Source organism: Hoeflea marina, assembly GCF_003182275.1.
Lineage (GTDB): Bacteria > Pseudomonadota > Alphaproteobacteria > Rhizobiales > Rhizobiaceae > Hoeflea > Hoeflea marina.
On record NZ_QGTR01000001.1, the window covers coordinates 746,112 to 768,902 of the forward strand.

At 63.2% G+C, this 22,791-nt stretch carries 20 protein-coding genes and 1 tRNA gene; 3 read left to right on the forward strand and 18 right to left on the reverse strand.

The features are described 5' to 3' along the window. Positions 1–8: 8 nt before the first annotated feature. The 3 genes from DFR52_RS03425 to DFR52_RS03435 all read right to left on the reverse strand — a co-directional run bounded on the left by DFR52_RS03425 (position 9) and on the right by DFR52_RS03435 (position 3,497). Positions 9–1,142 carry an amino acid ABC transporter permease gene (locus DFR52_RS03425; protein WP_110030489.1) on the reverse strand — a complete coding sequence of 378 codons (1,134 nt, stop codon included), beginning with the start codon at positions 1,140–1,142 and terminating at the stop codon, positions 9–11. A 2-nt stretch (positions 1,143–1,144) separates the two neighbouring features. Beyond that, positions 1,145–2,347 (reverse strand): amino acid ABC transporter permease, encoded by a 1,203-nt coding sequence (locus DFR52_RS03430; RefSeq protein WP_110030490.1) that lies wholly within the window; start codon positions 2,345–2,347, stop codon positions 1,145–1,147. Positions 2,348–2,474: 127 nt separating this feature from the next. Continuing rightward, positions 2,475–3,497 carry an amino acid ABC transporter substrate-binding protein gene (locus tag DFR52_RS03435; RefSeq protein WP_110030491.1) on the reverse strand — a complete coding sequence of 341 codons (1,023 nt, stop codon included), beginning with the start codon at positions 3,495–3,497 and terminating at the stop codon, positions 2,475–2,477. Between the two features lie 297 nt (positions 3,498–3,794). Between DFR52_RS03435 and DFR52_RS03440 the strand changes: the two genes are divergently transcribed. Beyond that, positions 3,795–4,982 carry a cystathionine beta-lyase gene (locus tag DFR52_RS03440; RefSeq protein WP_110030492.1) on the forward strand — a complete coding sequence of 396 codons (1,188 nt, stop codon included), beginning with the start codon at positions 3,795–3,797 and terminating at the stop codon, positions 4,980–4,982. A 13-nt stretch (positions 4,983–4,995) separates the two neighbouring features. Here the strand turns inward: DFR52_RS03440 and DFR52_RS03445 are convergent, their stop codons facing one another. The 12 genes from DFR52_RS03445 to DFR52_RS03500 form a co-directional block, all read right to left on the reverse strand. After that, positions 4,996–7,593: a PAS domain S-box protein gene (locus DFR52_RS03445; RefSeq protein ID WP_110030493.1), complete on the reverse strand. Its 2,598-nt coding sequence runs from the start codon at positions 7,591–7,593 to the stop codon at positions 4,996–4,998. Positions 7,594–7,637: 44 nt separating this feature from the next. After that, on the reverse strand, positions 7,638–8,069 hold the full coding sequence (locus DFR52_RS03450; RefSeq protein WP_110030494.1) for a response regulator: 432 nt from the start codon (positions 8,067–8,069) through the stop codon (positions 7,638–7,640). A gap of 12 nt (positions 8,070–8,081) precedes the next feature. Continuing rightward, positions 8,082–8,774: a helix-turn-helix transcriptional regulator gene (locus tag DFR52_RS03455; protein WP_110030495.1), complete on the reverse strand. Its 693-nt coding sequence runs from the start codon at positions 8,772–8,774 to the stop codon at positions 8,082–8,084. 374 nt (positions 8,775–9,148) lie between these two features. After that, positions 9,149–9,225, reverse strand: a tRNA-Arg gene (locus DFR52_RS03460). A gap of 47 nt (positions 9,226–9,272) precedes the next feature. Next, positions 9,273–9,578, reverse strand: a complete 306-nt coding sequence (locus DFR52_RS03465; protein WP_110030496.1) for an ETC complex I subunit — start codon at positions 9,576–9,578, stop codon at positions 9,273–9,275. Positions 9,579–9,870: 292 nt separating this feature from the next. Beyond that, on the reverse strand, positions 9,871–10,299 hold the full coding sequence (locus DFR52_RS03470) for a GlcG/HbpS family heme-binding protein (RefSeq protein ID WP_110030497.1): 429 nt from the start codon (positions 10,297–10,299) through the stop codon (positions 9,871–9,873). Between the two features lie 13 nt (positions 10,300–10,312). Further along, positions 10,313–11,536 (reverse strand): CaiB/BaiF CoA transferase family protein, encoded by a 1,224-nt coding sequence (locus DFR52_RS03475; RefSeq protein WP_110030498.1) that lies wholly within the window; start codon positions 11,534–11,536, stop codon positions 10,313–10,315. Between the two features lie 2 nt (positions 11,537–11,538). Further along, the gene (locus tag DFR52_RS03480) at positions 11,539–12,321 is read right to left on the reverse strand and encodes an enoyl-CoA hydratase/isomerase family protein (RefSeq protein ID WP_110030499.1); all 783 of its coding nucleotides are present in this window, start codon (positions 12,319–12,321) and stop codon (positions 11,539–11,541) included. Positions 12,322–12,325: 4 nt separating this feature from the next. Then, positions 12,326–13,606, reverse strand: a complete 1,281-nt coding sequence (locus DFR52_RS03485) for a TRAP transporter large permease (protein WP_110030500.1) — start codon at positions 13,604–13,606, stop codon at positions 12,326–12,328. Continuing rightward, entirely contained in the window at positions 13,606–14,133 is a 528-nt protein-coding gene (locus tag DFR52_RS03490; protein ID WP_110030501.1) for a TRAP transporter small permease, read from the reverse strand. The genes DFR52_RS03485 and DFR52_RS03490 overlap by 1 nt, the downstream gene beginning before the upstream one ends. A 110-nt stretch (positions 14,134–14,243) precedes the next feature. Then, positions 14,244–15,215 carry a TRAP transporter substrate-binding protein gene (locus tag DFR52_RS03495; RefSeq protein ID WP_110030502.1) on the reverse strand — a complete coding sequence of 324 codons (972 nt, stop codon included), beginning with the start codon at positions 15,213–15,215 and terminating at the stop codon, positions 14,244–14,246. 61 nt (positions 15,216–15,276) lie between these two features. Beyond that, on the reverse strand, positions 15,277–16,479 hold the full coding sequence (locus tag DFR52_RS03500) for a pyridoxal-phosphate-dependent aminotransferase family protein (protein ID WP_110030503.1): 1,203 nt from the start codon (positions 16,477–16,479) through the stop codon (positions 15,277–15,279). A 112-nt stretch (positions 16,480–16,591) separates the two neighbouring features. On the opposite strand from DFR52_RS03500, the gene DFR52_RS03505 reads away from it, so the two are divergent. Both DFR52_RS03505 and DFR52_RS03510 read left to right on the forward strand, forming a co-directional pair. Then, positions 16,592–19,576 (forward strand): FAD-binding and (Fe-S)-binding domain-containing protein, encoded by a 2,985-nt coding sequence (locus DFR52_RS03505; RefSeq protein WP_110030504.1) that lies wholly within the window; start codon positions 16,592–16,594, stop codon positions 19,574–19,576. Next, on the forward strand, positions 19,573–20,262 hold the full coding sequence (locus DFR52_RS03510; protein WP_110030505.1) for a GntR family transcriptional regulator: 690 nt from the start codon (positions 19,573–19,575) through the stop codon (positions 20,260–20,262). Before DFR52_RS03505 ends, DFR52_RS03510 begins: the two co-directional genes overlap by 4 nt. A 65-nt stretch (positions 20,263–20,327) precedes the next feature. Here DFR52_RS03510 and DFR52_RS03515 read toward each other — a convergent pair whose 3' ends face one another. The 3 genes from DFR52_RS03515 to DFR52_RS03525 are packed head-to-tail and all read right to left on the reverse strand — an operon-like array spanning position 20,328 to position 22,696. Then, the gene (locus DFR52_RS03515; protein WP_110030506.1) at positions 20,328–21,086 is read right to left on the reverse strand and encodes a pirin family protein; all 759 of its coding nucleotides are present in this window, start codon (positions 21,084–21,086) and stop codon (positions 20,328–20,330) included. Positions 21,087–21,108: 22 nt separating this feature from the next. Continuing rightward, positions 21,109–21,714 (reverse strand): alpha/beta hydrolase, encoded by a 606-nt coding sequence (locus DFR52_RS03520; RefSeq protein WP_110030507.1) that lies wholly within the window; start codon positions 21,712–21,714, stop codon positions 21,109–21,111. Between the two features lie 49 nt (positions 21,715–21,763). Continuing rightward, entirely contained in the window at positions 21,764–22,696 is a 933-nt protein-coding gene (locus DFR52_RS03525) for a VOC family protein (protein WP_110031108.1), read from the reverse strand. Positions 22,697–22,791: the final 95 nt, after the last annotated feature.

The window sequence follows — 22,791 nt, forward strand, 5'->3', positions numbered from 1 at the left end:
TTCCCTTGTTATCGTTTGTGGCCGGTATCGAGACGCCGTTCCATATAGGCGGAATAGCGTGACATGCCGAAGCAGAAGATGAAGAAGACGAACGCGGCGAAGACGAAGCCTGTTGCCGGCGTCACAGGCGAGATCCAGTTGGGGTCGGTCATGTTCTGCTGCACGATTCCCAGGAGGTCGAACAGGCCGATGATGAGCACGAGGCTGGTGTCCTTGAACAGGCCGATGAAGGTGTTGACGATGCCGGGGATGACGAGCGTCAATGCCTGCGGCATGGTCACCAGCCGGGTTCCCTGCCAGAAGGTCAGGCCCATGGCGTTCGCCGCCTCGTACTGACCCTTGGGTATGGCCTGCAGACCACCGCGGATCACTTCGGCCATGTAGGCTGACGAGAACAGCGCCACGCCGATCAGCGCCCTGAGCAGCTTGTCGAAGCTGACATCGGCGGGCAGGAACAGCGGCAGCATCACCGATGACATGAACAACACCGTGATCAGCGGAACGCCGCGCCAGAACTCGATGAAGATGATCGAGAACATCTTGATGACCGGCATCTCGGATCGTCGGCCCAGCGCGAGCAGGATACCGAGCGGGAACGATACGACGATGCCGACGATGGCCACCACCAGTGTCACCAGCAGGCCGCCCCAGCGCGATGTTTCCACCGGCTCAAGGCCGAGCTGGCCGGTGAGCAGGATGAAGGCCAGGATCGGAAAGACGATCAGCAGATAAACCGCATTTTCGCGCTTGTAGGGCACGGTCGGCATGGCGATCGGAACGAGGCCGATGATCAGCAGCAAGCCGGTGAGGTTGACGCGCCAGCGTTCCTCGATCGGATAGCGGCCGTAGATGAACTGGCCGAACTTGGCCTTGACGAAGGCCCAGCAGGCGCCGACTTCCGGCCCGATGCAGTCATCGCGGCTGGTGCCGTTCCACACCGCGTTGGTGACCGCCCATTTGAAGATCGGCGGCACCACCCACACAAGCAGCAGCAGCACCAGGATCGACAGCACGGAATCCCGCGGCGAGGCGAACAGATTGGCCCTCAGCCAGCCTATGACGCCCCTATCGGAGACCGGCGGCGGCATGGTCGGCGCGTTGGCTGCACGGAGGAAAGCGATCGATTCTTTTTGATTGTCCATGCTCAGCGCTCCACCAGTGCGACCCTGGAATTAAACCAGTTCATGAAGCTGGACGTCAGGAGTGAAATCGTAAGATAGACCAGCATGGTGATGGAAATGACTTCCACCGCCTGGCCCGTCTGGTTGAGGACTGTGCCGCCGAACACCGCCACGAGGTCCGGATAGCCGATGGCGACGGCCAGCGACGAATTCTTGGTCAGGTTGAGATACTGGCTCGTCAGCGGCGGGATGATCACCCGCATGGCCTGCGGAACGATCACGAGACGGCTGGTGTGATTCGGCCTGAGCCCCAGGGCGAAGGCCGCCTCGGTCTGGCCATGCGAGACGGCGAGAATGCCGGCGCGGACGATTTCGGCAATGAACGAGGCGGTGTAGAGCGAGATGCCGAGTATCAGCGCCATGAATTCAGGCTGGATCACCCGACCGCCGACCATGTTGAAGCCTTCGAGGCGGGCATAGTCGACCACGAAGGGCGCGCCGGTGATGATAAAGGCAATCAGCGGCAGGGCGATGGTGAGGCCGAGACCGGTAAGGAAGACCGGGAACTGCTGGCCGGTTTCCATCTGGCGCTTCCGCGACCACATGCCGATGACCACCCACATGGCGAGCCCGACCAGCAGCGCGATCCAGACCAGGCCCGACCCCTCCTCGCCGATGGCGCGCGGCAGATACAGGCCGCGGTTGTTGAGAAACACGGAATCACCGAACAGCGCATGCGCACCTCGCGGCGACGGCAGCACGGCGAGCACCGCCTTGTACCAGAACAGCAACTGCAGGAGCAGCGGGATGTTGCGCAGGGTTTCGACATAGACTGTGGCGAGCTTCTGCACGAGGTAGTTCTTCGAAAGACGCGCCAGGCCGACGACAAAGCCGATGATGGTGGCAAAGAAGATGCCGATGGCGGCCACCAGCAGCGTGTTGGTCAGGCCGACCATGAATGCCGTGAAATAGGTGGAATCGTTGGTGTAGTGGATCAGCGTCTGGCCGATGTCGAAACCGGCGCGGTCCCCGAAGAATCCGAAGCCGGAGGCAATGCCGGCACGCGCCAGATTGTCGACCGCATTGGTCACGCCGGTGTAGAGGATGTAGACGACGACGATGACGGTCAGCGCCTGGAAAAAATAACTGCGGACCTTCGGGTCGTAAATCAGCGATACGCGACCGGAATCAGCGACGCCCGCGGCGGCGTCTGAAGAATTAGCCATGTCTGTCCCCAACTCTGTTATTCCGGGCCAAAGGACACCGGCTTATAAGATGCATGGTCGTTGCCGTGCACCTGGTCTCGGCAAGTCAACGGCGCGGGGCCAAGGCCCCGCGCCGGCAGTCAGGATGTTAGCGGATCGGCGGCGCGTACTGCAGGCCGCCCTTCGACCACAGCGCGTTCACGCCGCGGGCGATGCCCAGCGGTGTTGATGCGCCGACATTGGCTTCGAAGATCTCGCCGTAGTTACCGACCTGCTTGATCACGTTGTAGGCCCAGTCATTGCCGATGCCGATGGCTTCGCCGAAGGTGCCTTCCTTGCCCAGAAGACGCATGACGTTGGGGTCGGTGGAAGTGACCATCTCGTCGACATTTGCCTTGGTGATGCCCATTTCCTCGGCGTTCAGCATCGCGTAGTGAACCCACTTGACGATGGAGAACCACTGGTCGTCGCCCTGGCGGACGGCGGGTCCAAGCGGCTCCTTGGAGATGATTTCCGGCAGGACCATGTGGTCATCGGGGGCCGACAGGCCGAGGCGGATCGAATACAGGCCCGACTGGTCGGTTGTGTAGACGTCGCAACGGTTGGCGTCGTAGGCCGAGTTCACTTCTTCCAGCTTTTCGAACACGACCGGGTTGTAGGTCATGTTGTTGGCCTTGAAGTAGTCGGTCAGGTTGAGCTCGGTGGTGGTTCCGGTCTGCACGCAGACGGAAGCGCCGGAGAGCTGCAGGGCCGAATTGACGCCGAGCGACTTGCGCACCATGAAGCCCTGGCCATCGTAATAGTTGACGCCGGCGAAGTTGAGGCCGAGTTCCGTGTCGCGGCTCATCGTCCAGGTTGTGTTGCGCGAAAGCACATCGATTTCACCGGACTGCAGAGCGGTGAAGCGCTCCTTGGCCGACAGCGGGCTGAACTTCACGGCCTTCGGATCGCCGAAGATGGCGGCGGCCACGCCGCGGCAGAGGTCGACGTCGAGGCCGGTCCAGTCGCCAGCATCGTTGGGTGCCGAGAAGCCGGCCAGACCCGTGGAAACGCCACACTGGACGAAGCCCTTTGCCTTCACGTCATCCAGTGTCGCTGCGGACGCAGCCGCGGCGCCGAGGCCTGCAAACGCGGCCGCGCCGACTACTGCTGTCAAGATTGACTTGTTCATTTGATACAACCTTTTTTCTGTTGCCCTGTGTATTGGGGTCCAAGGTGAATGACGGTGCGGTTTATCCACACTCGCTCTCCCGCACCTTGTACAGCCACCATACGATGCCGAAACGCGGGTTGGGTCAAGCCTTACCGAGCGGAAAATCGTTCGCTGGGCAAAAAACCTCCAGGTAATGAGACTGAAATCCCGGCGCCGCCGTTTGATGGCAGCGCGAATTGATATAGAGCGGAGATTGCCGGGTACGTCGCCCGGTTGCTCCGGCGGAAACCAATTCACTGACAGGATCACGCAGACATGACCGAAAAGTCGAAATCTACGACCAAGGGGATCAACACCCGCCTCGCCCATCTTGGCTATGAGCCCCGGTCCTTCCACGGCTTTGTCAATCCGCCTGTCGTCCACGCCTCCACGGTTCTGTTTCCCGATGCCGCAACTCTTGCCAGCCGCGATCAGAAATACACCTATGGCACCCACGGAACACCGACGACCGACGCGCTGTGCGAAGCCATCAATGCGCTGGAAGGCTCGGCCGGCACCATCGTGGTGCCCTCGGGACTGGCGGCCGTCACCGTGCCGCTGCTGGCCTATCTCCAGGCCGGCGATCACATCCTCATCGTCGATTCCGTCTACGGGCCAACCCGGCGCTTCTGCAACACCACGCTGCGGCGCTTCGGTGTCGAGACCACCTATTACGATCCGATGATCGGCGCCGGCATCGACGCGCTGATGCGTCCCAACACCCGGCTGGTGCACACCGAGGCTCCCGGATCCAACACCTTCGAGATGCAGGACATTCCCGCGATTGCGGAAGTGGCTCATGCCCGAGGCGCGCTGGTCAGCATGGACAACACCTGGGCCACACCGCTGTTCTTCAAGCCGCTTGACCATGGCGTCGACATCTCCATCCATGCCGCCACCAAGTATCCCGCCGGCCACTCCGACATTCTCATCGGCTCGGTCTCCGCCAACGAGAAGGCGTGGCCCGCCCTGCTCGACACCTTCACCAATCTCGGTGTCTGCGCCGGTCCGGACGACAGCTACATGACGCTGCGCGGCCTGCGCACCATGGGCGTTCGGCTGGAGCGCCACCAGCAGAGCGCTCTGGCCATCGCGCGCGAACTCGAGAGTTCGGCGGGCATAGCCCGGGTGTTGCATCCGGCGCTCGAGAGCTTTCCAGGCCACGGAATCTGGAAACGCGACTTCTGTGGGTCCAGCGGCATCTTCTCGATCGTGCTCGATGTGGCCGATCAGGACCGCTGGAAGGCCAAGTCGCACGCATTCCTCGATGCGCTGGAAATTTTCGGCCTCGGCTATTCCTGGGGTGGCTATGAGAGTCTGGCCGTGATTGCCAATCTTTCCGACCGGACCGTCGCCAAGGCGCCTTCCGAAGGGCCGGTGATACGGCTGCAGATCGGCCTTGAGGACGTCAGCGACCTGATGGAGGACATCAATCGGGCACTGGCCGCGTCGCTGGCTGCCTGAGGCGCTTTGCGGCTCAGGCCGCCGGGGTCGGCAGGCTCACGACAAATCGCGAGCCACCAGCGAAGCCGGGGTCGAGCCGGATCGATCCGCCGTGGCTTTCCGACACCTTGCGGCACAGCGCCAGCCCGATGCCGGCGCCGGCATAGATCGATTCATCGCGATGCAGGCGGTGGAAGACGCCGAATATGTTCTCCGCCTCGGCGGCGGGGATGCCGATGCCGTTGTCTTCGATCCGGATTTCAAGGTGATTTTCCCCCGCACTCTCGGAGATGCGGATATGGGGCGGATGATCGGCCTGCCTGTATTTCAGCGAATTCGCCATCAGGTTCTGGAACATCTGCACAATCAGTTCGAAGTCGCCCGTCAGGCTTGCCCCCGCGGCCACTTCCACCGTGGCCCCTGTCTCCTCGATCATCGGCGCAAGATTGTTCCTTGCTTCGGCGATCGCTTCGGAGATCCGGAAGTTCTCCGGTCGAATAAACTTATAGGCCACGCGCGAATATTCGAGGAGGCCTCCGATCATCCGCTCCATTCGCACGACGCTGGCCTGCATCTGCGTCGTCAGCATCGGCAGGTCGTCGAGCCGGCCGGTGGCTGCATCCTCGCGGATCATGTCGGCGAACTGTCGCACATGCCTCAGCGGCGCCTTCAGATCATGGGAGACAATGCCCGTGAACTGCTCCAGTGCCTCGTTGCGCAAAGCCAGTTCCTGTGCCTGCTGGGCGATGTGGCTGCGGGCGGCATGGCGTTCGGTGATGTCGCGCCCCACCGAAACGATCTCGACGGCCCGGCCCTTCTCGTAGATCATCAGATCCGACCAGAGGATGACATGCTCGTCCCCCTCCGGGTCCAGCATCACCTGTTCGAAGTCGCTCATCGGCGATTCCGGGGTCAGCACTGCGATATTGTCCAGCGCCAGTTGCCTGCGCTCGGCCGGCACGAACTCGACATATCTGCGCCCTATCATCTCCTCGGAGCTCAATCCTACCAGCTGCGCATAGACCTCGTTGACATAGGTCAGCGTGGTGTCCGGATGGGCCCGCGCGATGGCGTCAGGAAGGCTGCTGACGAGCGTCTCGAAGTTGCGCCGCTTGATTGCCAGCCGCGCCTCGGATTGGAGTTTCTCGGTGATGTCCTCGACGAAGGCGACGAAGGAACTGCCGGACCCTGTCACCAGCATCTCGATGCGGATCGAGCATGGATAGGTCGATCCGTCCCTGCGCCTGTGCACAGTGCGGAATTCGAGAAACGGCTTGTCTCCGTTGAGAAGCGGCGCCAGCAGCGCCGTGAATCTCGCGTGATCGAATTCCGGCTTGATGTCGAGCGGTGTCATCTGGCGCAACTGCTCGGTGGAATACTGCAGATTGTTGCGAGCGCCGTGATTGACCAGCGAGAACAGCAATGTCCGGCTGTCGAAGACATAGATCTCCTGGGTGACGCCATTGACAAGCCGTCCCAGTCGTTCCGACGCCGACTGAAATTCGACCTTTTCGGTGATGTCCTCGACGAAGGCGACGTAGGAGCGGCCTCTGTTGAGGTCGAGCAGTTCCAGCCGCACTGCGCAGGCATAGATGCTTCCGTCCTTGCGGCGATGGGTGGTCCGCACCTCGACGAAGGTTTTCGAGCCGTCTACCAGGGGCGCGAGCAGTTCGGCCAGCCGTTCGCGACTGACATCAGGCATGATCTCGAGCGGCGACATCGCCCTGAGCTCGGCGAGATCGTATTGGAGATTGTGCCGGGCGCCGCGATTGACCAGTGTGTAGCGCAGGCTGACGGCATCGAAGGCATAGATTTCCTGCTGCGCATCTTCAAGAATGCGCCCCAGCGCCTCGGTTTCCGACTTGATCTGCAGCAGCGCCGTGATGTCTGTGCGCACGGCGACGCGCAGATTGTCGGGCGTCACCCTTTCGGCGATCTGCACCCATCTGTCGGTGCCGACCTGTTGAATGATGCTGCCCTCGGGGTTCCGGTGCTGCGTCATGCGCGCTGCGATCCAAGCTTCCGTGCCGCCTTCCATCCGATCGGCCTCCGGATACAGGCCTGTCCTGAGGCTGTGGCGCAGGATCGCCTCGAACTGCACGCCCGGCACCATGATCTCGGCGGAATTGGGGTAGATGTCGCGGTAGGCGGCATTGCACAACAGCAGCCGATCGTGCTCGTCGAAGATCACAAAGCCTTCCGGAATCGATGCCAGCGCCTCCTGCAGGATCGTTTCCATCCGCAGTCGCTCGGCCTGCACGGCAAGGACATCCGTAAGGTCGTGCGTGATCGCCAGCAGTCCGACGGTCGCGTCGTGCTCATCGGTGATGTGGCTCAGCGTCAGCGCACCCTCGAAGGTGGTTCCGTCCTTGCGCCGGAACACTGACTGTCCGCGATAGATGCGATCGGCGCTGTCGAGGGGAAAGATCTCCTGCCCGATCCGTTCCCAGTCGCGGCCGACGGCGTAGAGTTGCCGCGAGGACATGCCCGCGAACTCCTCCTGCGAATAACCGAAGACGCGTTCGGCGGCAGGATTGACCCTGATAATGATACGATCCTTGCCGGCCACGACAACCGGATCCGGCAGTGTGTGGTAGAGCGCCTTGAGCAGACGGTCGGCCTCATCGAACATCGCGCACCATCCAGCCGTAGCTTTCGATCGCCTGTTCCGACCGGCTACAAATAATCCTCGACGCAATCATCGGGCAGCGGGTTGCGGGTGTATTCCTCCAGAATGAAGGCAATTGTCTTGGCGTCGATCTCGTCCTTCCCCAGACGAAAATCCGCCCCGTATTCCGGGAACTTCTGAAAATACTGCCCAGTGATATCCGACGAGATGATGCCGATGGGTCCGGTGAAGCCTGCATTGCGCAACTGCGGCGCTGTCTCGCGAAAATCATTGTTTGGCACCAGGCGGTTGTCGAGCAACACGATGTCGATCGGGCTCTGCGTCACGCATTCGACTGCCTTGGCGATATCGCCGACATATTCCAGCGAGATCGTCGGCGTCGTCAGATTGCGAAACAGGCGCTGCAGGATCAGATTTTCGTTGGGATCATCGTCGACGAGCAGGACATGGATGTTGTCGCGGGCGGATTCTGTGTTCATCTACGCTTCCCTTCAGTTGATCAGGCCGCTGCGGATGGCGGTCGCCACCATCTGCGCCCGGTTGGCAACCTGAAGCTTGCGCAGAACTGCCGCCATGTAGGAATTGATCGTGTGCGCCGAGCGTCCCATGTTGGTGGCAATCTCGTTCGCCGTTTTGCCCTCGGCTGTCCAGCGCACGATCTGGATCTCGCTGTCTGTCAGCCCGGTGATCGTCTCCAGCGACAGGATCACGTCGTAGTAGCGCTGGAAGATCAGCGCCGCTTCGAGCGCGATGCCGGCGAGAACCGGTGCGTTCGGGGCCGGCCGATTGCCGAGCAGGATCAGGCCGAAGCGCTTGACGGCTGGCGTGTGAAGCGGAATCACCACGGCGCAGCGGTTGTCGCCCCCATCCATCAGTCCGGATGGATGGCCTTGCATCTCCTCGTGGCGAAACGTCTTCGGCACGATCGAGGTGTGAAGATGAACGATGAGGGGATCCTCGCGAGCGGCATTGCGTGCATCAAACTCATTGAGGCGCGCATCGGTCCAGCTTTGCAGATGAGCCGCGACCGCATAGCTGAAGTCGCCGACCTCGCCGGACACCTCGACCAGGCCGTAGGAATCGAATTCGTGCTCCACGCTCAGACCGCGGAACAGCCGGAAGAAATCCATCCTGTTCAACGCGCGCTGGAGTTCCTCTCCCATCGGCAATGTCGCATCCATCATGACAAGTCGGTTCCAGTCCTATCCGCTCCGGGCAGCGGCGATCATTCGGCGACGCAGCAATTTTGGCTGTTCAATGCACACGGCCTCACATTAGGCTGCATATATTGAATGTCCAACGAAAAGTAATTCGGCTCGACAGGCTGCAACTTAACCCTGTCCCCGCAGCATGCGGGATGTGCTTGTTTGGTGTGTGGCAACCATCGCGGCCATAGGGCGGAAGATCCGCTGCTGCGTTCGTAAGCAGTTGTAAAAACAAGATCCCTCGTCCGCGTCGAGCGAAGAATGTCCAAGCTTTGGCACGGAGATCCTAGAACGCCGATAGCAAAACGCAGACAAGGGCTTAGTGACTGACCAGTAAGTTCTTGGGATAAAAATGGCGACCCCTGCTGGATTCGAACCAGCGACCGTCGGCTTAGAAGGCCGGTGCTCTATCCAGCTGAGCTAAGGGGCCTCATTGAGACTGGTACGGCAATCCAACGCCGCGGATGTGAACGGCCTTCAGTGGGTCCAAGGCTGTTTTCGATCAGAGCGGAAATTGTCGGAATAGACAACCCTGCGCCGCTTGGCTTCCTTGGGTTCGATGACCCGGTAGTCGATCTGATTCTTTGTAGCATAGGCAACGGCATCCTCGACGCTGTCGAAATGCATGCGAATCTGCTGCTTCATGTCCGTCGAGGAGGTATATCCCATGATCGGGTCGATCGTCCGCGGCAGTTCCGGATCGAACTCGAGAACCCATTCGCGGCATTGGGCCTTGCCCGACTGCATGACCGTCTTTGCGGGCCGATAGATCCTTGCCGACATGAGCGACCTCTTCCTGTACGTTGCCCTGGCTCGGCGTGAAACCGACGGCCATTCGTGCCGGCCCGACCTCATCCTTGCAGACGGCAGTCGACCCGCTCAGTTCCACCGCCCGCGGGGCGATTTTCCGCCTGCCCGAGCCGGGCACGCGATCGGAACAGGTCGTCGCACCGCTGCCGGAGCGGCGACCTGACCGGCAGAGCAATGCCCGCACCCCCACCCAAAGTCAAGACGATTTGTAGGCTCCCAGCCCCGTCCCCGAGGCGTCGGCTGAGCCCGGACGCCTGGCTTCGGATCAGCCGCCGTCGGCGACCAGGCCGATCGACTGGATGCCGGCAACGGCACAGGTCTCGTCATTGTCGGAACTGTCGCCGGTGATGCCAACCGCGCCCACGATGCGGCCGTCTTCGCCTCGAATGAGCACGCCGCCGGGCACCGGCACCAGCACGCCACCCGCCAGCGCGTTCATCGACTGGATGAAATAGGGCTGTTCCTGGGCGCGGTTGAAAATCGCCCGCGATCCCATGCCGAGCGCGATCGCGCCATTGGCCTTGCCGATGGCGATGTCGGGACGCATGCGGCTGGAGCCGTCGGTGCGTTCGAGCGCGACAAGCGCCCCGCCGCCGTCCAGGACCGCTACCGTCAGCGGCTTGAGCCCCATGTCCGCTGCCTTGGCCAGCGCCACCTTGATGATGTCGCGAGCCTGTTGAAGTGTCAGTTGCATCGTATGTTCCTGTTCAGTCTGTTCTCGACACCAGCGCACCGGACGCGCACAGATCATCGATGGATTCGCTCGAATAGCCATAGTCCGATAGCACTTCGCGGTTGTGCTCGCCAAGCATGGGTGCGGGACGGACAATTGCCCCGGGGGTCTCGGAGAATTTGATCGGCAGTCCAATCGCCTTCACCGTGCCGGCGGTCGGGTGCTCGGTCTCGACAACCATTTCCCGGGCGATGGCCTGTTCGTCCCGGTGCATCTCGGCGATATCCAGCACGGGACCGGCCGGAACCCCTGCCGCCTCCAGCAGCGTCATCCATTCGCCGGTGCTGCGCAGGCAGAACCGGGCATTCAGGACCTCTGTCAGGGCCTGCAGGTTACCCATGCGCGCGCTGTTGCTGGCAAAGCGGTCATCGGTCGCCAATTCCGGCGCCTCGATGACGCTCAGCATCCGTTCCCAGTTCTTCTGGTTGGCTGCCCCGACATTGAGCCAGCCATCGGCGGTGCGGAACGCCTGGTAGGGCGCATTCAGCGGATGGGCGGATCCCATCGGTCCGGGGGCAGAGCCGGTGGCGAAGGTGATCGCCGACTGCCAGTAGGTGTGCGAGATCGCCGCTTCGAACAGCGAGGTGTCGACCCGCTGCCCCTCTCCCGTGACCAGCTTGCGCGCATACGCAGCGGCGACCCCGAGAGCCCCGAGAATGCCGGCGGTGATGTCGGAGACAGGCGCGCCGGACTTGACCGGCGGCCGGCCCGGCCCCTCGCCCGTGATCGACATCAACCCGCTCATGCCCTGAGCGATGAGGTCGAAGCCGCCGCGATTCGCGTAGGGTCCCGTGCGACCGAAACCGGAGATCTCGCAGTAGATCAGGCCCGGATTGATCTCGCGCAGGGTTTCGTAGCCGAGACCGAGCTTCTCCATCGTGCCCATGCGGTAGTTCTCGATCACCACGTCGGCGTCCCTGAGCAGGGTCTTGAGCACTTCGACGGCTTTGGGGTCCTTCAGATTGAGGGCAATTCCGCGCTTGTTGCGGTTCATCATCAGATAGGCGGCCGAGACGCCGCCGATTGCGGGCGGCAGAAACCTGCGCGTGTCGTCGCCGTCGGGTTTCTCCACCTTGATGACGTCGGCGCCCATGTCGGCGAGCATCAGTCCGCAGACCGGGCCGGCCATGATGTGCGCCAGCTCGATCACCTTCATGCCAGCGAGCGGCCCCCGGCCGGCCGATATCCGTTCAGCCATGCTCAGCGCCCCTTCCAGACAGGTTTGCGCTTGCCGAGGAAGGCTTCGAGCCCTTCCTGGAAATCCGCGCTTCTGTAGGCCTCGACGACCAGGTCACGGTCATCGGCCCGGGGCCCCTCGACGCGGAGCCGGCGCAGGCCCTCCTTGGTGGTCCTGAGCGTCAGCGGCGCATGGCCGGCCAGTGTGTCCGCCAGCTCCGCCGCTCGGCCCAGCAATGCCTCATGGTCCGCCACGATCTCGGAGACCAGGCCTGCCGACTTTGCCTCCTCGGCCCCGAGCAGCCGCGCGGTGAAGATCATCTCCCTGACCCGGCCCGCTCCCATCAGCCCCGACAGCCGCGCGAGGTTGGAGATCGACAGGCAGTTGCCCAGCGTGCGCGCGATCGGGAAGCCGATCTTCAGGTCAGCCGTGGCGATGCGGATGTCGCAGGCGGCCGCAATTCCCGCGCCGCCGCCGGTGCAGGCTCCCGACATCGCCGCGATGGTCGGCACCGGGCATCTCTCCACCGCTTCGAGGACCATGTCGATCCGATGCTCGTAATCGAGCGCGTCCTGGTCGGTGGCAAAGGCACGGAACTGCCTCATGTCCGTGCCGGCCGCAAATGCCTTGTCGCCGGCGCCGGTGACGACAATCGCCTTGACTGCGCCGCCGAGCGTCACGCCGGAGCAGATCCGCGCCAGTTCGTCGTACATGGCGAAGGTCAGCGCATTGCGGGCCTCGGGCCGGTTGAGTGTGACCCAAAGGGTGGAGCCGCGGAGGTCCTGGCGAATTTCATTGTCCGGCATTGGATTATCCATAGAAATAGTGGACGAGGAACATCGGCACAGCCGGCACATAGGTGCACAGCACCAGCACCGCCAGCAGAACGCCGATGAACGGCAGATTGACCTTCGACACCTCCCAGATGTTCGCCTTGGCGATCGAGCAGGCGGTGATCAGCACCGACGCCACGGGCGGGGTCTGCTGTCCGATCGCCAGGTTGAGGGTGACGACCAGCCCGAAATGGATCGGGTCGATGCCCACCTGCTGGATCAGCGGGATGACGATCGGCACCACCAGGATGATGGCGGCGGAGGAATGCAGAAAGAAACCGATCACCAGGAAGAAGACATTGAGGATCAACAGAATCATGTATTTGTTGGTGGTCAGGTCGAGAATGCCCGCCGCCAGGTTCTGCGGCACCCGCGAGGTGGTGAGGAAACTGCCCATCAGGATCGAGGCTGCGACCAGCAGCATCACCACCGCTGTCTGCATTCCGCCCTCCAGCATCGCCTGCTTGAGCTGCTTCCAGTCGATTTCCCGGTACCACAGGCCGACGAGCATGGCCGCGACGACCGCCAGCCCGCCGCCTTCCGTGGCGGTGACGAGGCCGCCGAAGATGCCGCCGAGGATGATCACCGGCAGGGCGAAGGCCGGGAGCGCGTCGAGCATGGTGGCACGCAGCACCTTGCCGTCGAAGGCCGCTTCGGTGGGGAGATTGTGCTTGCGGGCGTAGAAATAGGCCACGACCGCGAGCCCGATCGCACCGAGCAGGCCCGGGATGAAACCGGCGACGAAGATCTGCTCGACGCTGGTGCCCGCCGACACCGCATAGAGGATCATCGGAATCGACGGCGGAATGATGATAGCGAGCGACGCCGAGGAAGAGGTGACGGCGGCGGCGAAGGGCGCGGGATACTTCCGCTTTTTCATTTCGGGAATGAGGATGGAGCCGATGGCGGCGACATCGGCCACGGCGGAACCTGAAATTTCCGCAAAGAACAGCGACACGCCGATGGTCACCATCGACAGCCCCCCTCGGACGAATCCGATCAGCGCCGAGACGAAGGCAATCAGCCGTCGCGTGATGCCGGTGGCGTTCATGATAGCGCCCGCCAGCACGAACATCGGAATGGCGATGAGCGAGAAGGACTTGGCGCCGCCATACATGTCGAGGGCGATGGTCACCACTGCGGCGGGGCCGTCATGGACGGCAATGGCGAGAACACCCGACAGCGCCAACGCCACGGCGATGGGGATATTGATACAGACCATGGCGACGAGCGCCAGGAAAATGATCAGCAGCAGCATCAGGATGTCTCCCCCGGGGTCGCCCCATGCGACATGACCTGGTGCTCGACCGACCGTCCGGCCATCACGTCGCGCCAGTAATCCGGCAGGCTCATCAGTTCGGCGGCGATGAACAGGATTGCGCCGATCGGGATGATCGACTGGGTGACGGAAACCGGCACCCATGTCAGGCTGACCAGGGTCTCGCCTTCCAGGATCTGCAGCACCGCGATGCCGGACCACGCCAGCAGCACGAAAAAGAAGATGACGAGGATCTCGGAAACGATCACGGCGACCGCGCGCGCCCGGCCGGGCAGCGCCAGCAGCACATCGTCGAAGCCGATATGGGAGCGTTTCAGCGCCGCAAGCGCCGCGCCGTAATAGGTGATCCAGGCCAGCAGGACCGAGGCGATCTCGTCATACCAGGAGAGCGAGGCGCCCAGCTTGCGGTAGACGACGGCGACGATGACGACGGTCGTCAGCGTCACCATGAGAGCGATGACGATCCAGGTCAGGATCTCGCCGAATATATGCGCTGCCTTTCGCAAGACTCCTCCCCCGTGCCGTCAGGCACTTGCTGCAATCGGGACCACGTCGGCCGCGCGATGTCGCCGCGGCCGCCGGACGGGACGCGGGCGCCGGAGCGCCCGCATCCGGATCACTGCGCGAGCGCCTGAATGTCGCTGACAAGCTTTTCGCCGCCCTCGACCTGGCTGCCGAAATCCGCGTAGATCGCCTTTGACGCATCGATGAAGGATTGTTTGTCTGCGTCGTTGATCTCGACGCCGGCGGCCTTGACCACGTCGACGAGGCTGTCGTCCATCTCCGCCGAACGGTCATACGCGAAGTTGCTGGCGACGAGCGCGCAATCCGAAACAGCCGACCTGATGTCCTCGGGCCAGTTGTCCCACTGCTTCGAAGAGGATGCCAGATAGGCCGGCGAGTAGACGTGCCCGGTCATCGAGAGGTATTTCTGCACTTCCTGGAACTTGCCGGAGGTGATCTGCGCCAGCGGGTTCTCCTGGCCGTCGATGACGCCGGTCTTGAGCGCAGTGAAGACCTCGGAGAAGGCCATCGGGGTCGGGTTGGCGCCGTAGCTCTGGAACATCTTCACCCGCCATTCGCCCTTCGGGGTGCGCAGCTTGATGCCCTTGAGATCTTCCGGCTTGTTGATCGGACGCACATTGTTGGTGATGTGGCGAAAGCCGTTTTCCCAAAATCCGATCAGGGCATAGCCCTTCTCCCCGGCCGCATCGACGAAGACCTTGCCCATGCTATCGCGAACCTTGCGCATATGGTCCCTGTCCTTGATGAGATAGGGCATCTCGAAAACGCCGAAGGTTGGGTGGACCGAGCTCATGATCGACGACGGCATCGAGAAGGCGATCTGCCCAAGCTTCAGTTTCTGCAGCATCTCCTGGTCGTTGCCCAACTGCGACGAGCCGTACACCTCGACCGTGGCCGCGCCGGCGGATTTATCTTTGACGCAGTCGGCGAACGCGTTGGTGGTTTCCTCGTAGAGCGAGCCCGGATCGCCGACATGGCCGAGCTTGAGGACTGTCTGCGCCTGAGCGCCGGTTGCCATCAGGGCGGCGAGCGCCACCCCAGTCAGGAATGTTTTCGCTTTCATCGCTGTTCTCCTCCCAGAGCGATCGTCACGGCACAGCCGGTCCGATCAGATTGCGTGACGGCTACCCGGCCACCACCTTTCCATTCCCTTCGGACTGCCTGTGACCGGAGAGAAAATCCATTGCCGCACGAACCCCGGCGGGCCGGTGCGGCACGCCGGCGATATCGAGTCCCATTTCCACGCCGCCGAGGGTGCCCAGCAGCATCAGGTCATTGAAGTCGCCCAGATGTCCTATGCGGAACACCTTTCCCGCCACCTTGCCGAGACCGGCGCCCAGCGACATGTTGAAATGGTCGAGCACCACCTTGCGGAATTGGTCGGCGTCCTGGCCATCGGGCAGCAGCACGGCGGTCAGCGAGCCCGAATGCTGCGCCGGATCCCGGCAGAGCACCTCCAGCCCCCAGGCCTCCACCGCGCGCCGCGTGGCCTCGGAGTGGCGGGCATGGCGCGCGAACACGCGGGAAAGCCCTTCATCGAGCAGCATCTCGATTGCAGTATCGAGGCCATAGAGCAGGTTCGTCGCCGGCGTGTAGGGAAAGAAGCCGTTCTTGTTCATCACCAGCATCTCCTCCCAGTCCCAATAGGACCTGGCGAGCCGGGCCGACTTGCTGGCCTCGAGCGCCTTGTCGGACAGCGCATTGAAAGAGAGCCCGGGCGGAAGCATGAGCCCCTTCTGGGATCCGCCGACGGTGACGTCTACGCCCCATTCATCGTGCCTGAAATCGATGGAGCCGAGCGACGAAATGGTGTCGACCAGAAAGAGCGCCGGATGACCGGCCTCGTTTATCGCTCGGCGGATGGCGGGTATGGGCGCGACGCAGCCGGTCGATGTCTCGTTGTGAACGACGCAGACCGCCTTGATCTCGTGGGATTTGTCGGCGTTCAGCCGTTGGGCGATGGCCTCGGGGTCGGCGGCGCGGCGCCAGTCGCCGGAGATGAACTCGGTGCGCAGGCCGAGCTTTTCCGCAAGCTTCTTCCACAGCGCGGCGAACTGGCCGCTCTCGTACATCAGCACCAGGTCGCCCGGAGAGAGCGTGTTGGCAAGCGCCGCTTCCCAGGCGCCGGTCCCGGAGGCCGGGTAGATGATGACCGGGTTTTCCGTCTGGAAGATCGACCGGATGCCCGAAAGCACGCGCTTTCCCAGCGCCTGGAACTCCGGGCCGCGGTGGTCCATTGTCGGCATGTCCATCGCGCGCAGCACCCGGTCGGGCACGTTGGTCGGGCCGGGTATCTGCAGAAAATGGCGTCCGGGCATCGTGTTCATCGGCCCTCCTCCCACTTGTCACTCTTCTTATTTTGGTCTCTAATTGAATTATGAATTCATTAATTCTGTCAAGGCGCATAATGCGCGAACGGCGAAAATAGGCGGAGGCACCGTGCACGAGAGACTGCGTCCGGGCCTCGAGAGACGCCTGAAAAATCAGGTTCGCGGCACCGTTCTTTTCGACCGGTTTTCGCGTGGCCGCTATGCCACCGACGCGTCGATCTACCAGGTGATGCCGACGGGCGTGGTTATCCCCTCCTGCATCGAGGACATCGAATGCGCGCTCGCGGCGGCACGGGAGGACGGGGTGGCCCTGACCATGCGCGGCGGCGGGACATCGCAATGCGGCCAGACCGTCAATTCGGGACTGATCGTCGACACCTCGCGGCATCTCGACGCCATCATCGAGCTCGATGTCGCCGGCCGCCGGGCTGTGGTGGAGCCCGGGATCGTGCTCGATGACCTCAACCGCCGCCTGAAACCGCATGGCCTGTGGTTTCCCGTCGACGTCTCCACGGCATCGCGCGCCACCATCGGCGGCATGGCGGCCAACAATTCCTGCGGCTCGCGCTCGCTGCGCTACGGCACGATGCGCGACAACACCCTGTCGATCGATGCCCTGCTCGCCGGCGGCGCCAGGGCGCATTTCGGCCCGCTCGCACAAACCGGCGCCGACGCAGGCATCGCCGATCTCGCAGAGAGCCTGCTAGCGCTCGGCCGCGCCGAGGCGGACGAGATCCTGCGCCGCTTCCCGAAGGTGCAGCGCCGCGTCGGCGGCTACAATCTCGACGCGCTTCTGCCCGATGCCGATCCGGTCAATCTCGCTCATATCCTGGTCGGCTCCGAGGGAACGCTCGGCATTTCGACGGCCATCGAGATCCGCCTCTGGCCGCTGCCGCCGAAACGGAAGATCCTCGGCGCCTGCCATTTCCCCAGCTTCCGCGCCGCCATGGACGCCGCCCAATACATCGTGCCGCTGTCCCCGACATCGGTGGAACTCGTCGATGCCACCATGATCGAGCTGGCGCGCGATATCCCGATGTACCGGCCGACCCTGGAAGCCTTCGTCCGCGGCAATCCGGCGGCGCTGCTGCTGGTCGAGTTCGCCGACGATCCGGGCGACAACGACCGCAAGGCCGCGGCCCTCGATGATGTCATGAGCGATCTCGGCTTCGGCTTCGGCCGCGGCGGCGACCATGAAGGCGGGAGCGTCCGCATCGACGAGCCCGGCCTGCAGGCGGCAATCGCCGACCTGCGCGCCGGCGGCCTCAACATCATGATGTCGATGAGGGATGAGGGCAAGCCGGTCTCCTTCGTCGAGGATTGTGCCGTGCCGCTCGCCCATCTCGCCGACTACACCGATCGTCTTACCGCCATCTTCGACCGCCACGGCACACGCGGCACCTGGTATGCGCACGCCTCGGTCGGCTGCCTGCATGTCCGTCCCGTGCTCAACATGAAACTTGAAAAGGACGCCGTGACGATGCGGCAGATCGCCGAGGAGGCCTTCGCCGTGGTGCGCGAGTACAAGGGCTCCCACTCGGGCGAGCACGGCGACGGCATAGCCCGCTCCGAGTTCCACGAGGCAATGTTCGGCCGGCGGATTGTCGACGCCTTCGAGCAGGTCAAGGACAGGTTCGACCCGGGCGGCGTCCTCAATCCCGGCAGGATCGTTCGCGCTCCGCGAATGAACGACCGCAGCCTTTTCCGCTATCGTCCCGACTACCGGTTCGAAGACCTGAAAACCGGCCACGACTGGTCGGCGTGGCCCGGCAAGGCCGGCGGACTGCAGGGCGCCGTCGAGATGTGCAACAACAACGGCGCCTGCCGCAAGCAGGTGGGCGGCGCCATGTGTCCCAGCTACCGCGTCACACGCAACGAACGCGACGTCACCCGCGGCCGGGCCAACTCCCTGCGGCTGGCGCTCTCCGGCCAGCTCGGCCCGGATGCGCTGCAGTCCGACGAAATGGCCGAGACGCTGAAGCTGTGCGTGTCCTGCAAGGCCTGCCGCCGCGAATGCCCCACCGGCGTCGACATGGCCAGGATGAAGACCGAGGTTCTATACCAGAGAACACTGAAAAACGGCATCAGCCTGCAGCAGCGGTTGATCGCCGAACTGCCACGCTATGCGCGATGGGGTGCGTCACTCGGCGGACTGATGGATCTGCGCGAGCGCTGGAAACCGCTTGCCCGCCTGGCCGAACGGCTGACCGGTTTTTCCCGCAGGCGCACCCTGCCCCGCTTCGCGAAATCGCCGTTCCGCGACGACGAGATCGGGATGTCGTCCGGAAAGCGCCAAGTGGTGCTGTTTGCCGACACTTTCGGCCGCTGGTTCGAGCCGGCAGTGCTTCGTGCCGCGGTGTCGGTGTTGAAGGCCGGCAATTATGCCGTCTCGGTGGCGAGGCCCGCCGACGGACATGACCGGCCGCTGTGTTGCGGCCGCACCTATCTGGCCGCCGGCATGATCGACAAGGCACGGGCGGAAGCGGCGCGAACGCTCGACGCGCTCGGTCCGGCGCTCAGGAGCGGAGCGGCGATCGTCGGGCTCGAGCCGTCCTGCCTTCTCACCCTGCGCGACGAGTTCCTGACGCTGATTCCGGGGGACGATTCCAGGCAGCTCGCCGAACGGGCGCAACTGGTCGAGGAGTTTCTGGCCGCAGAGGCAGAAAGCGGCAGCCTCGAGCTGGATCTTGCTCCCCCTGCTGCCCGGGCGCTCCTGCACGGGCATTGCCACCAGAAGGCGTTCGCGACGATGGGCGCCGTCGAGCGGACACTGGGATTGATCCCGGGCATGCAGGTTGAGACAATCGAATCAAGCTGTTGCGGCATGGCGGGCGCCTTCGGCTATGCCGCAGACACCATCGACGTGTCGCTCGCCATGGGCGAGATATCGCTGTTGCCGACCGTCAGGGCGGCCGAAAGCGACACCCTCGTCGTTGCCGACGGAACCTCATGCCGCCACCAGATCGCCGATGGGACCGGAAGAAAGGCCTTGCATGTGGTCGAGGTTCTTGCCAACGCACTCGACACGGCCCGGAATATCCGCCACAGGCCCGCGAATGCGGACAGACCCGGGCGCGTTGAGGACGAATCATGACATTTGCCGATCCAGCACCAAGCGAGACACTGAACCGGCCTGCACTTGCGGTCGAACTGACCGACAAGCTGCGCACGCTGATCATGGAGGGCGAACTCAAGCCCGGTGAGAAGATTCCCGAGCGTCTGTTGACCGAGCGCTTCGGCGTGTCGCGCACGCCGGTGCGCGAAGCGGTCAAGATCCTCGCCGCCGAAGGTCTTGTCATGCTGGTGCAGAACCGCGGCGCGGTGGTTTCGACGCTGACGGTGGCCGAGCTTGAAGAGGTGTTTCCGGTTCTTGCCGCTCTTGAAGGGCTGGTTGGAGAATTGGCCGCGCTGCACGCCACCGGCCAGGAGATCGCCGCCATTCATCGCCTCAATGACGACATGCACGCGGCCTTCGATCGCGGTGACCGCCCGACCTATTTCGACATCAACCAGAAGATCCATGCCGCCATGCTCGCTGCTGCGCGCAACCAGACACTGGCGCAGCAGCACCAGATGGTCGCCCGCCGCGCCAGTCGCGCCCGCTACCAGGCCAATCTCACCCTCGAGCGCTGGGGCGAGGCCATGCGCGAACATGACGCCATCCTCGAGGCGCTGGAGGCCAGGGACAGCCGCAAGCTGGGCACGCTGATGAAGGAACACATGCAGCACAAGCTGCGGTCGTTGGCGCCGATGGTCGCGGCTTCACCCCCCGCCGACTGAGATATCCCGAGCATCGAAGGCCGCAGGCGGCTTGGCAGTGCCAGCGTCCGGCCCAAGATCAAGGATCAGCCGCGCATGTCGAACAACAGCGCCCGCCCCTGCGTGATCCAGGCAAGATCCCCCATCGCCTCATCGCCGATCTGCACGCCATCGCCGGCGCCCAGGCGCTCGCCGTCCACTTCGGCCAGCCCTTCGATGACCTGCAGGAAGGTCTTGCGGCCGGGCCTGACCGGCACATCGGTGCGCGTTCCCTCGCGCGCAGCGGCGATCAGGACGCGGCTGTCGGAGTTGAGTCGCAGCGGCGCACCGGCGGCGGGCCCCCCGGCGATAAGCGTCCAGTGCTGTGCGGTTTCGGACTCCGGCAAGGGCGCCTGCTGGTAGCCCGGCGCACCGCCGCTGCTGTCCGGGATCAGCCAGATCTGCAGGAAATGCGCGGGGTCTTTATCCGATGCATTCATTTCCGAATGCCGGATGCCGCTGCCAGCCGACATCAGCTGGATTTCGCCGGGAGCCATGGTGGTCACATTGCCGAGCGTATCCTGGTGGCGGAGCCTGCCCGACAGCACGATCGTCAGAATGTCCATGTTGGAATGGGCGTGCTCGCCGAAGCCTGAGCCCGGAACGATGCGGTCTTCGTTGATAACCCGCAGGGCGGCGTAGCCCATGCGGGTCGGATCCTGGAAGCCGCCGAAAGAGAAGGTGTGGAAACTGTTGAGCCATCCCATATCGGTATGGCCGCGATTCATCGCTTCGTGGATGAGTATCATGATCCGAACTCCTGTGGCGGGCGGTGGAAAGCAACCCGCGCGCCCCGCCCGCCACATGATGGCCTGGGGTAGCTCGGTGTCAGTCGGTCAGGAACGCGCGCAAGGCTGCAAGTTCCTCCTGGCGGATGTCGTGGCCGCCGGCATGAAAGGCCGTCTTCACGTCCGCGCCCTGCCCGGAGAAATAGTCGATCAGAGCCTGGGTCATCGGCAACGGGCAGATCGGGTCACGCTCGCCGGCGGTGATCAGGATCCGCTTGCCGGTTAGCTCCGCATTCGGCTCCGGTGTGAACGGAATCAGCGGATGCAGCAATGCGGCGCGGTCAAACAGATCGGCATGCTTGAACATGACCGACGCCAGGATGTTGGCGCCGTTGGAATAGCCCAACCCATAGACCGGACGGCCGGGATTGGCGGCCTTGTGGGCGGCGATGAAGCCCGCCATCTTCTCGGTGCGCTGGGCGAGGTCGTCCATGTCATAGACGCCTTCGCCGGTGCGCCGGAAGAACCGCAGGGCGCCATGCTCGGAGACATCGCCGCGTGGCGACACCAACCCGGCGCCCGGCAGGATCTGGCTGACAAGCTCTGAAAACTGATGCTCGTTGCCACCGGTGCCGTGAAAGGCGAATACCAGTGGCGCACCGGCGTCGGCCGGTTTGGTCAGGGCATGATAGGATGAAATGCTCATGGTTGGTCTCCTTGGGCGAGGCGCTTCGGCCCCGCCCCGATGAAAGCGGTCAGTCCTTGATAGGCTCTAGCAGTTTGACGATCTCGTCGCGGTGCTGCTCGTAGCGGCTCGGCAGTTTCAGCGCTTCGCCCAGATGCGCGGTGTCCTCGTCCCGGTCGAAACCCGGTTCGTTGGTGGCGACTTCGAACAGCACGCCGCCGGGTGTACGGAAATAGATCGCCCAGAAATAGTCACGGTCGATGACCGGCGTGACCTGATATCCGGTGTCCATCAGCGCCTTGCGAACTTCGAGCTGTGCCGCACGGTTTTCGACAGCAAAGGCGATGTGATGCACCGACCCCGCGCCCTGCCGGGCGGCATTGGCTTGCGGCACCGCTTCGATGTCGATGAAATCGGCGCCATTGCCGCCTTCCATTCCGAACCGTGTCCAGCCGTCCTTGCTGTCGACCTTCTGGTAACCCATGAAGCCGAGAAGCTCGGCGGTTGCGCCGTCATCCTTCAGTCTGAGGCTTGCGCCGTGAAAGCCCTTGATGGCTTCCGCCACGCCGACATCGCCGTGGCCCCAGCCATCGCGGCCATCGCCATCGGCTTCGATGAGCGAAAAGGCGTCATGATCGGGTCCCTGAAAACGAAGGCGCTTCTCGCCGAACACTTCGGTTTCCGAAAGCCCCGTGACATCAAGGCCTTCAAGCCGCTGCTTCCAGTAACCAGCCGATCCTTTCGGAATGGCGAAATAGGTTTCGCCGACTTCGCCGGCGCCGGGCCGTCCGGCCACGATGTTCGGGAATGGAAAATAGGTCATCACCGAACCGGGGGTGCCGACTTCATCGCCGTAATAGAGATGGTAGACTTCCGGGGCATCGAAGTTGACGGTCTTCTTGACGCGGCGAAGGCTAAGCGTCTTGGTGAAGAAATCGCTGTTCTGCTGGGCGTTGGCAGCCATGGAAGTCACATGGTGCAGCCCTTTGATCTGAGTAATCATGGTCATGATCCCTTGCGTTGAGACGCCTTGGCGTCAAGTGCATGCGGTGAAGATGATGCCGGGCGCGTGGAAAGTGAATAGAAATAATATTGACA

Bases quoted from the DNA above. Each gene is read 5' to 3' on its own strand.
- DFR52_RS03480 (WP_110030499.1), bottom strand. From the start codon at position 12,321: ATGCCGGACAATGAAATTCGCCAGGACCTCCGCGGCTCCACCCTTTGG.
- DFR52_RS03445 (WP_110030493.1), bottom strand. From the start codon at position 7,593: ATGTTCGATGAGGCCGACCGTCTGCTCAAGGCGCTCTACCACACACTG.
- DFR52_RS03465 (WP_110030496.1), bottom strand. From the start codon at position 9,578: ATGTCGGCAAGGATCTATCGGCCCGCAAAGACGGTCATGCAGTCGGGC.
- DFR52_RS03430 (WP_110030490.1), bottom strand. From the start codon at position 2,347: ATGGCTAATTCTTCAGACGCCGCCGCGGGCGTCGCTGATTCCGGTCGC.
- DFR52_RS03475 (WP_110030498.1), bottom strand. From the start codon at position 11,536: ATGGCTGAACGGATATCGGCCGGCCGGGGGCCGCTCGCTGGCATGAAG.
- DFR52_RS03485 (WP_110030500.1), bottom strand. From the start codon at position 13,606: ATGCTGCTGCTGATCATTTTCCTGGCGCTCGTCGCCATGGTCTGTATC.
- DFR52_RS03470 (WP_110030497.1), bottom strand. From the start codon at position 10,299: ATGCAACTGACACTTCAACAGGCTCGCGACATCATCAAGGTGGCGCTG.
- DFR52_RS03525 (WP_110031108.1), bottom strand. From the start codon at position 22,696: ATGATTACTCAGATCAAAGGGCTGCACCATGTGACTTCCATGGCTGCC.
- DFR52_RS03440 (WP_110030492.1), top strand. From the start codon at position 3,795: ATGACCGAAAAGTCGAAATCTACGACCAAGGGGATCAACACCCGCCTC.
- DFR52_RS03515 (WP_110030506.1), bottom strand. From the start codon at position 21,086: ATGTGGCGGGCGGGGCGCGCGGGTTGCTTTCCACCGCCCGCCACAGGA.
- DFR52_RS03495 (WP_110030502.1), bottom strand. From the start codon at position 15,215: ATGAAAGCGAAAACATTCCTGACTGGGGTGGCGCTCGCCGCCCTGATG.
- DFR52_RS03510 (WP_110030505.1), top strand. From the start codon at position 19,573: ATGACATTTGCCGATCCAGCACCAAGCGAGACACTGAACCGGCCTGCA.
- DFR52_RS03425 (WP_110030489.1), bottom strand. From the start codon at position 1,142: ATGGACAATCAAAAAGAATCGATCGCTTTCCTCCGTGCAGCCAACGCG.
- DFR52_RS03500 (WP_110030503.1), bottom strand. From the start codon at position 16,479: ATGAACACGATGCCCGGACGCCATTTTCTGCAGATACCCGGCCCGACC.
- DFR52_RS03520 (WP_110030507.1), bottom strand. From the start codon at position 21,714: ATGAGCATTTCATCCTATCATGCCCTGACCAAACCGGCCGACGCCGGT.
- DFR52_RS03455 (WP_110030495.1), bottom strand. From the start codon at position 8,774: ATGATGGATGCGACATTGCCGATGGGAGAGGAACTCCAGCGCGCGTTG.
- DFR52_RS03435 (WP_110030491.1), bottom strand. From the start codon at position 3,497: ATGAACAAGTCAATCTTGACAGCAGTAGTCGGCGCGGCCGCGTTTGCA.
- DFR52_RS03450 (WP_110030494.1), bottom strand. From the start codon at position 8,069: ATGAACACAGAATCCGCCCGCGACAACATCCATGTCCTGCTCGTCGAC.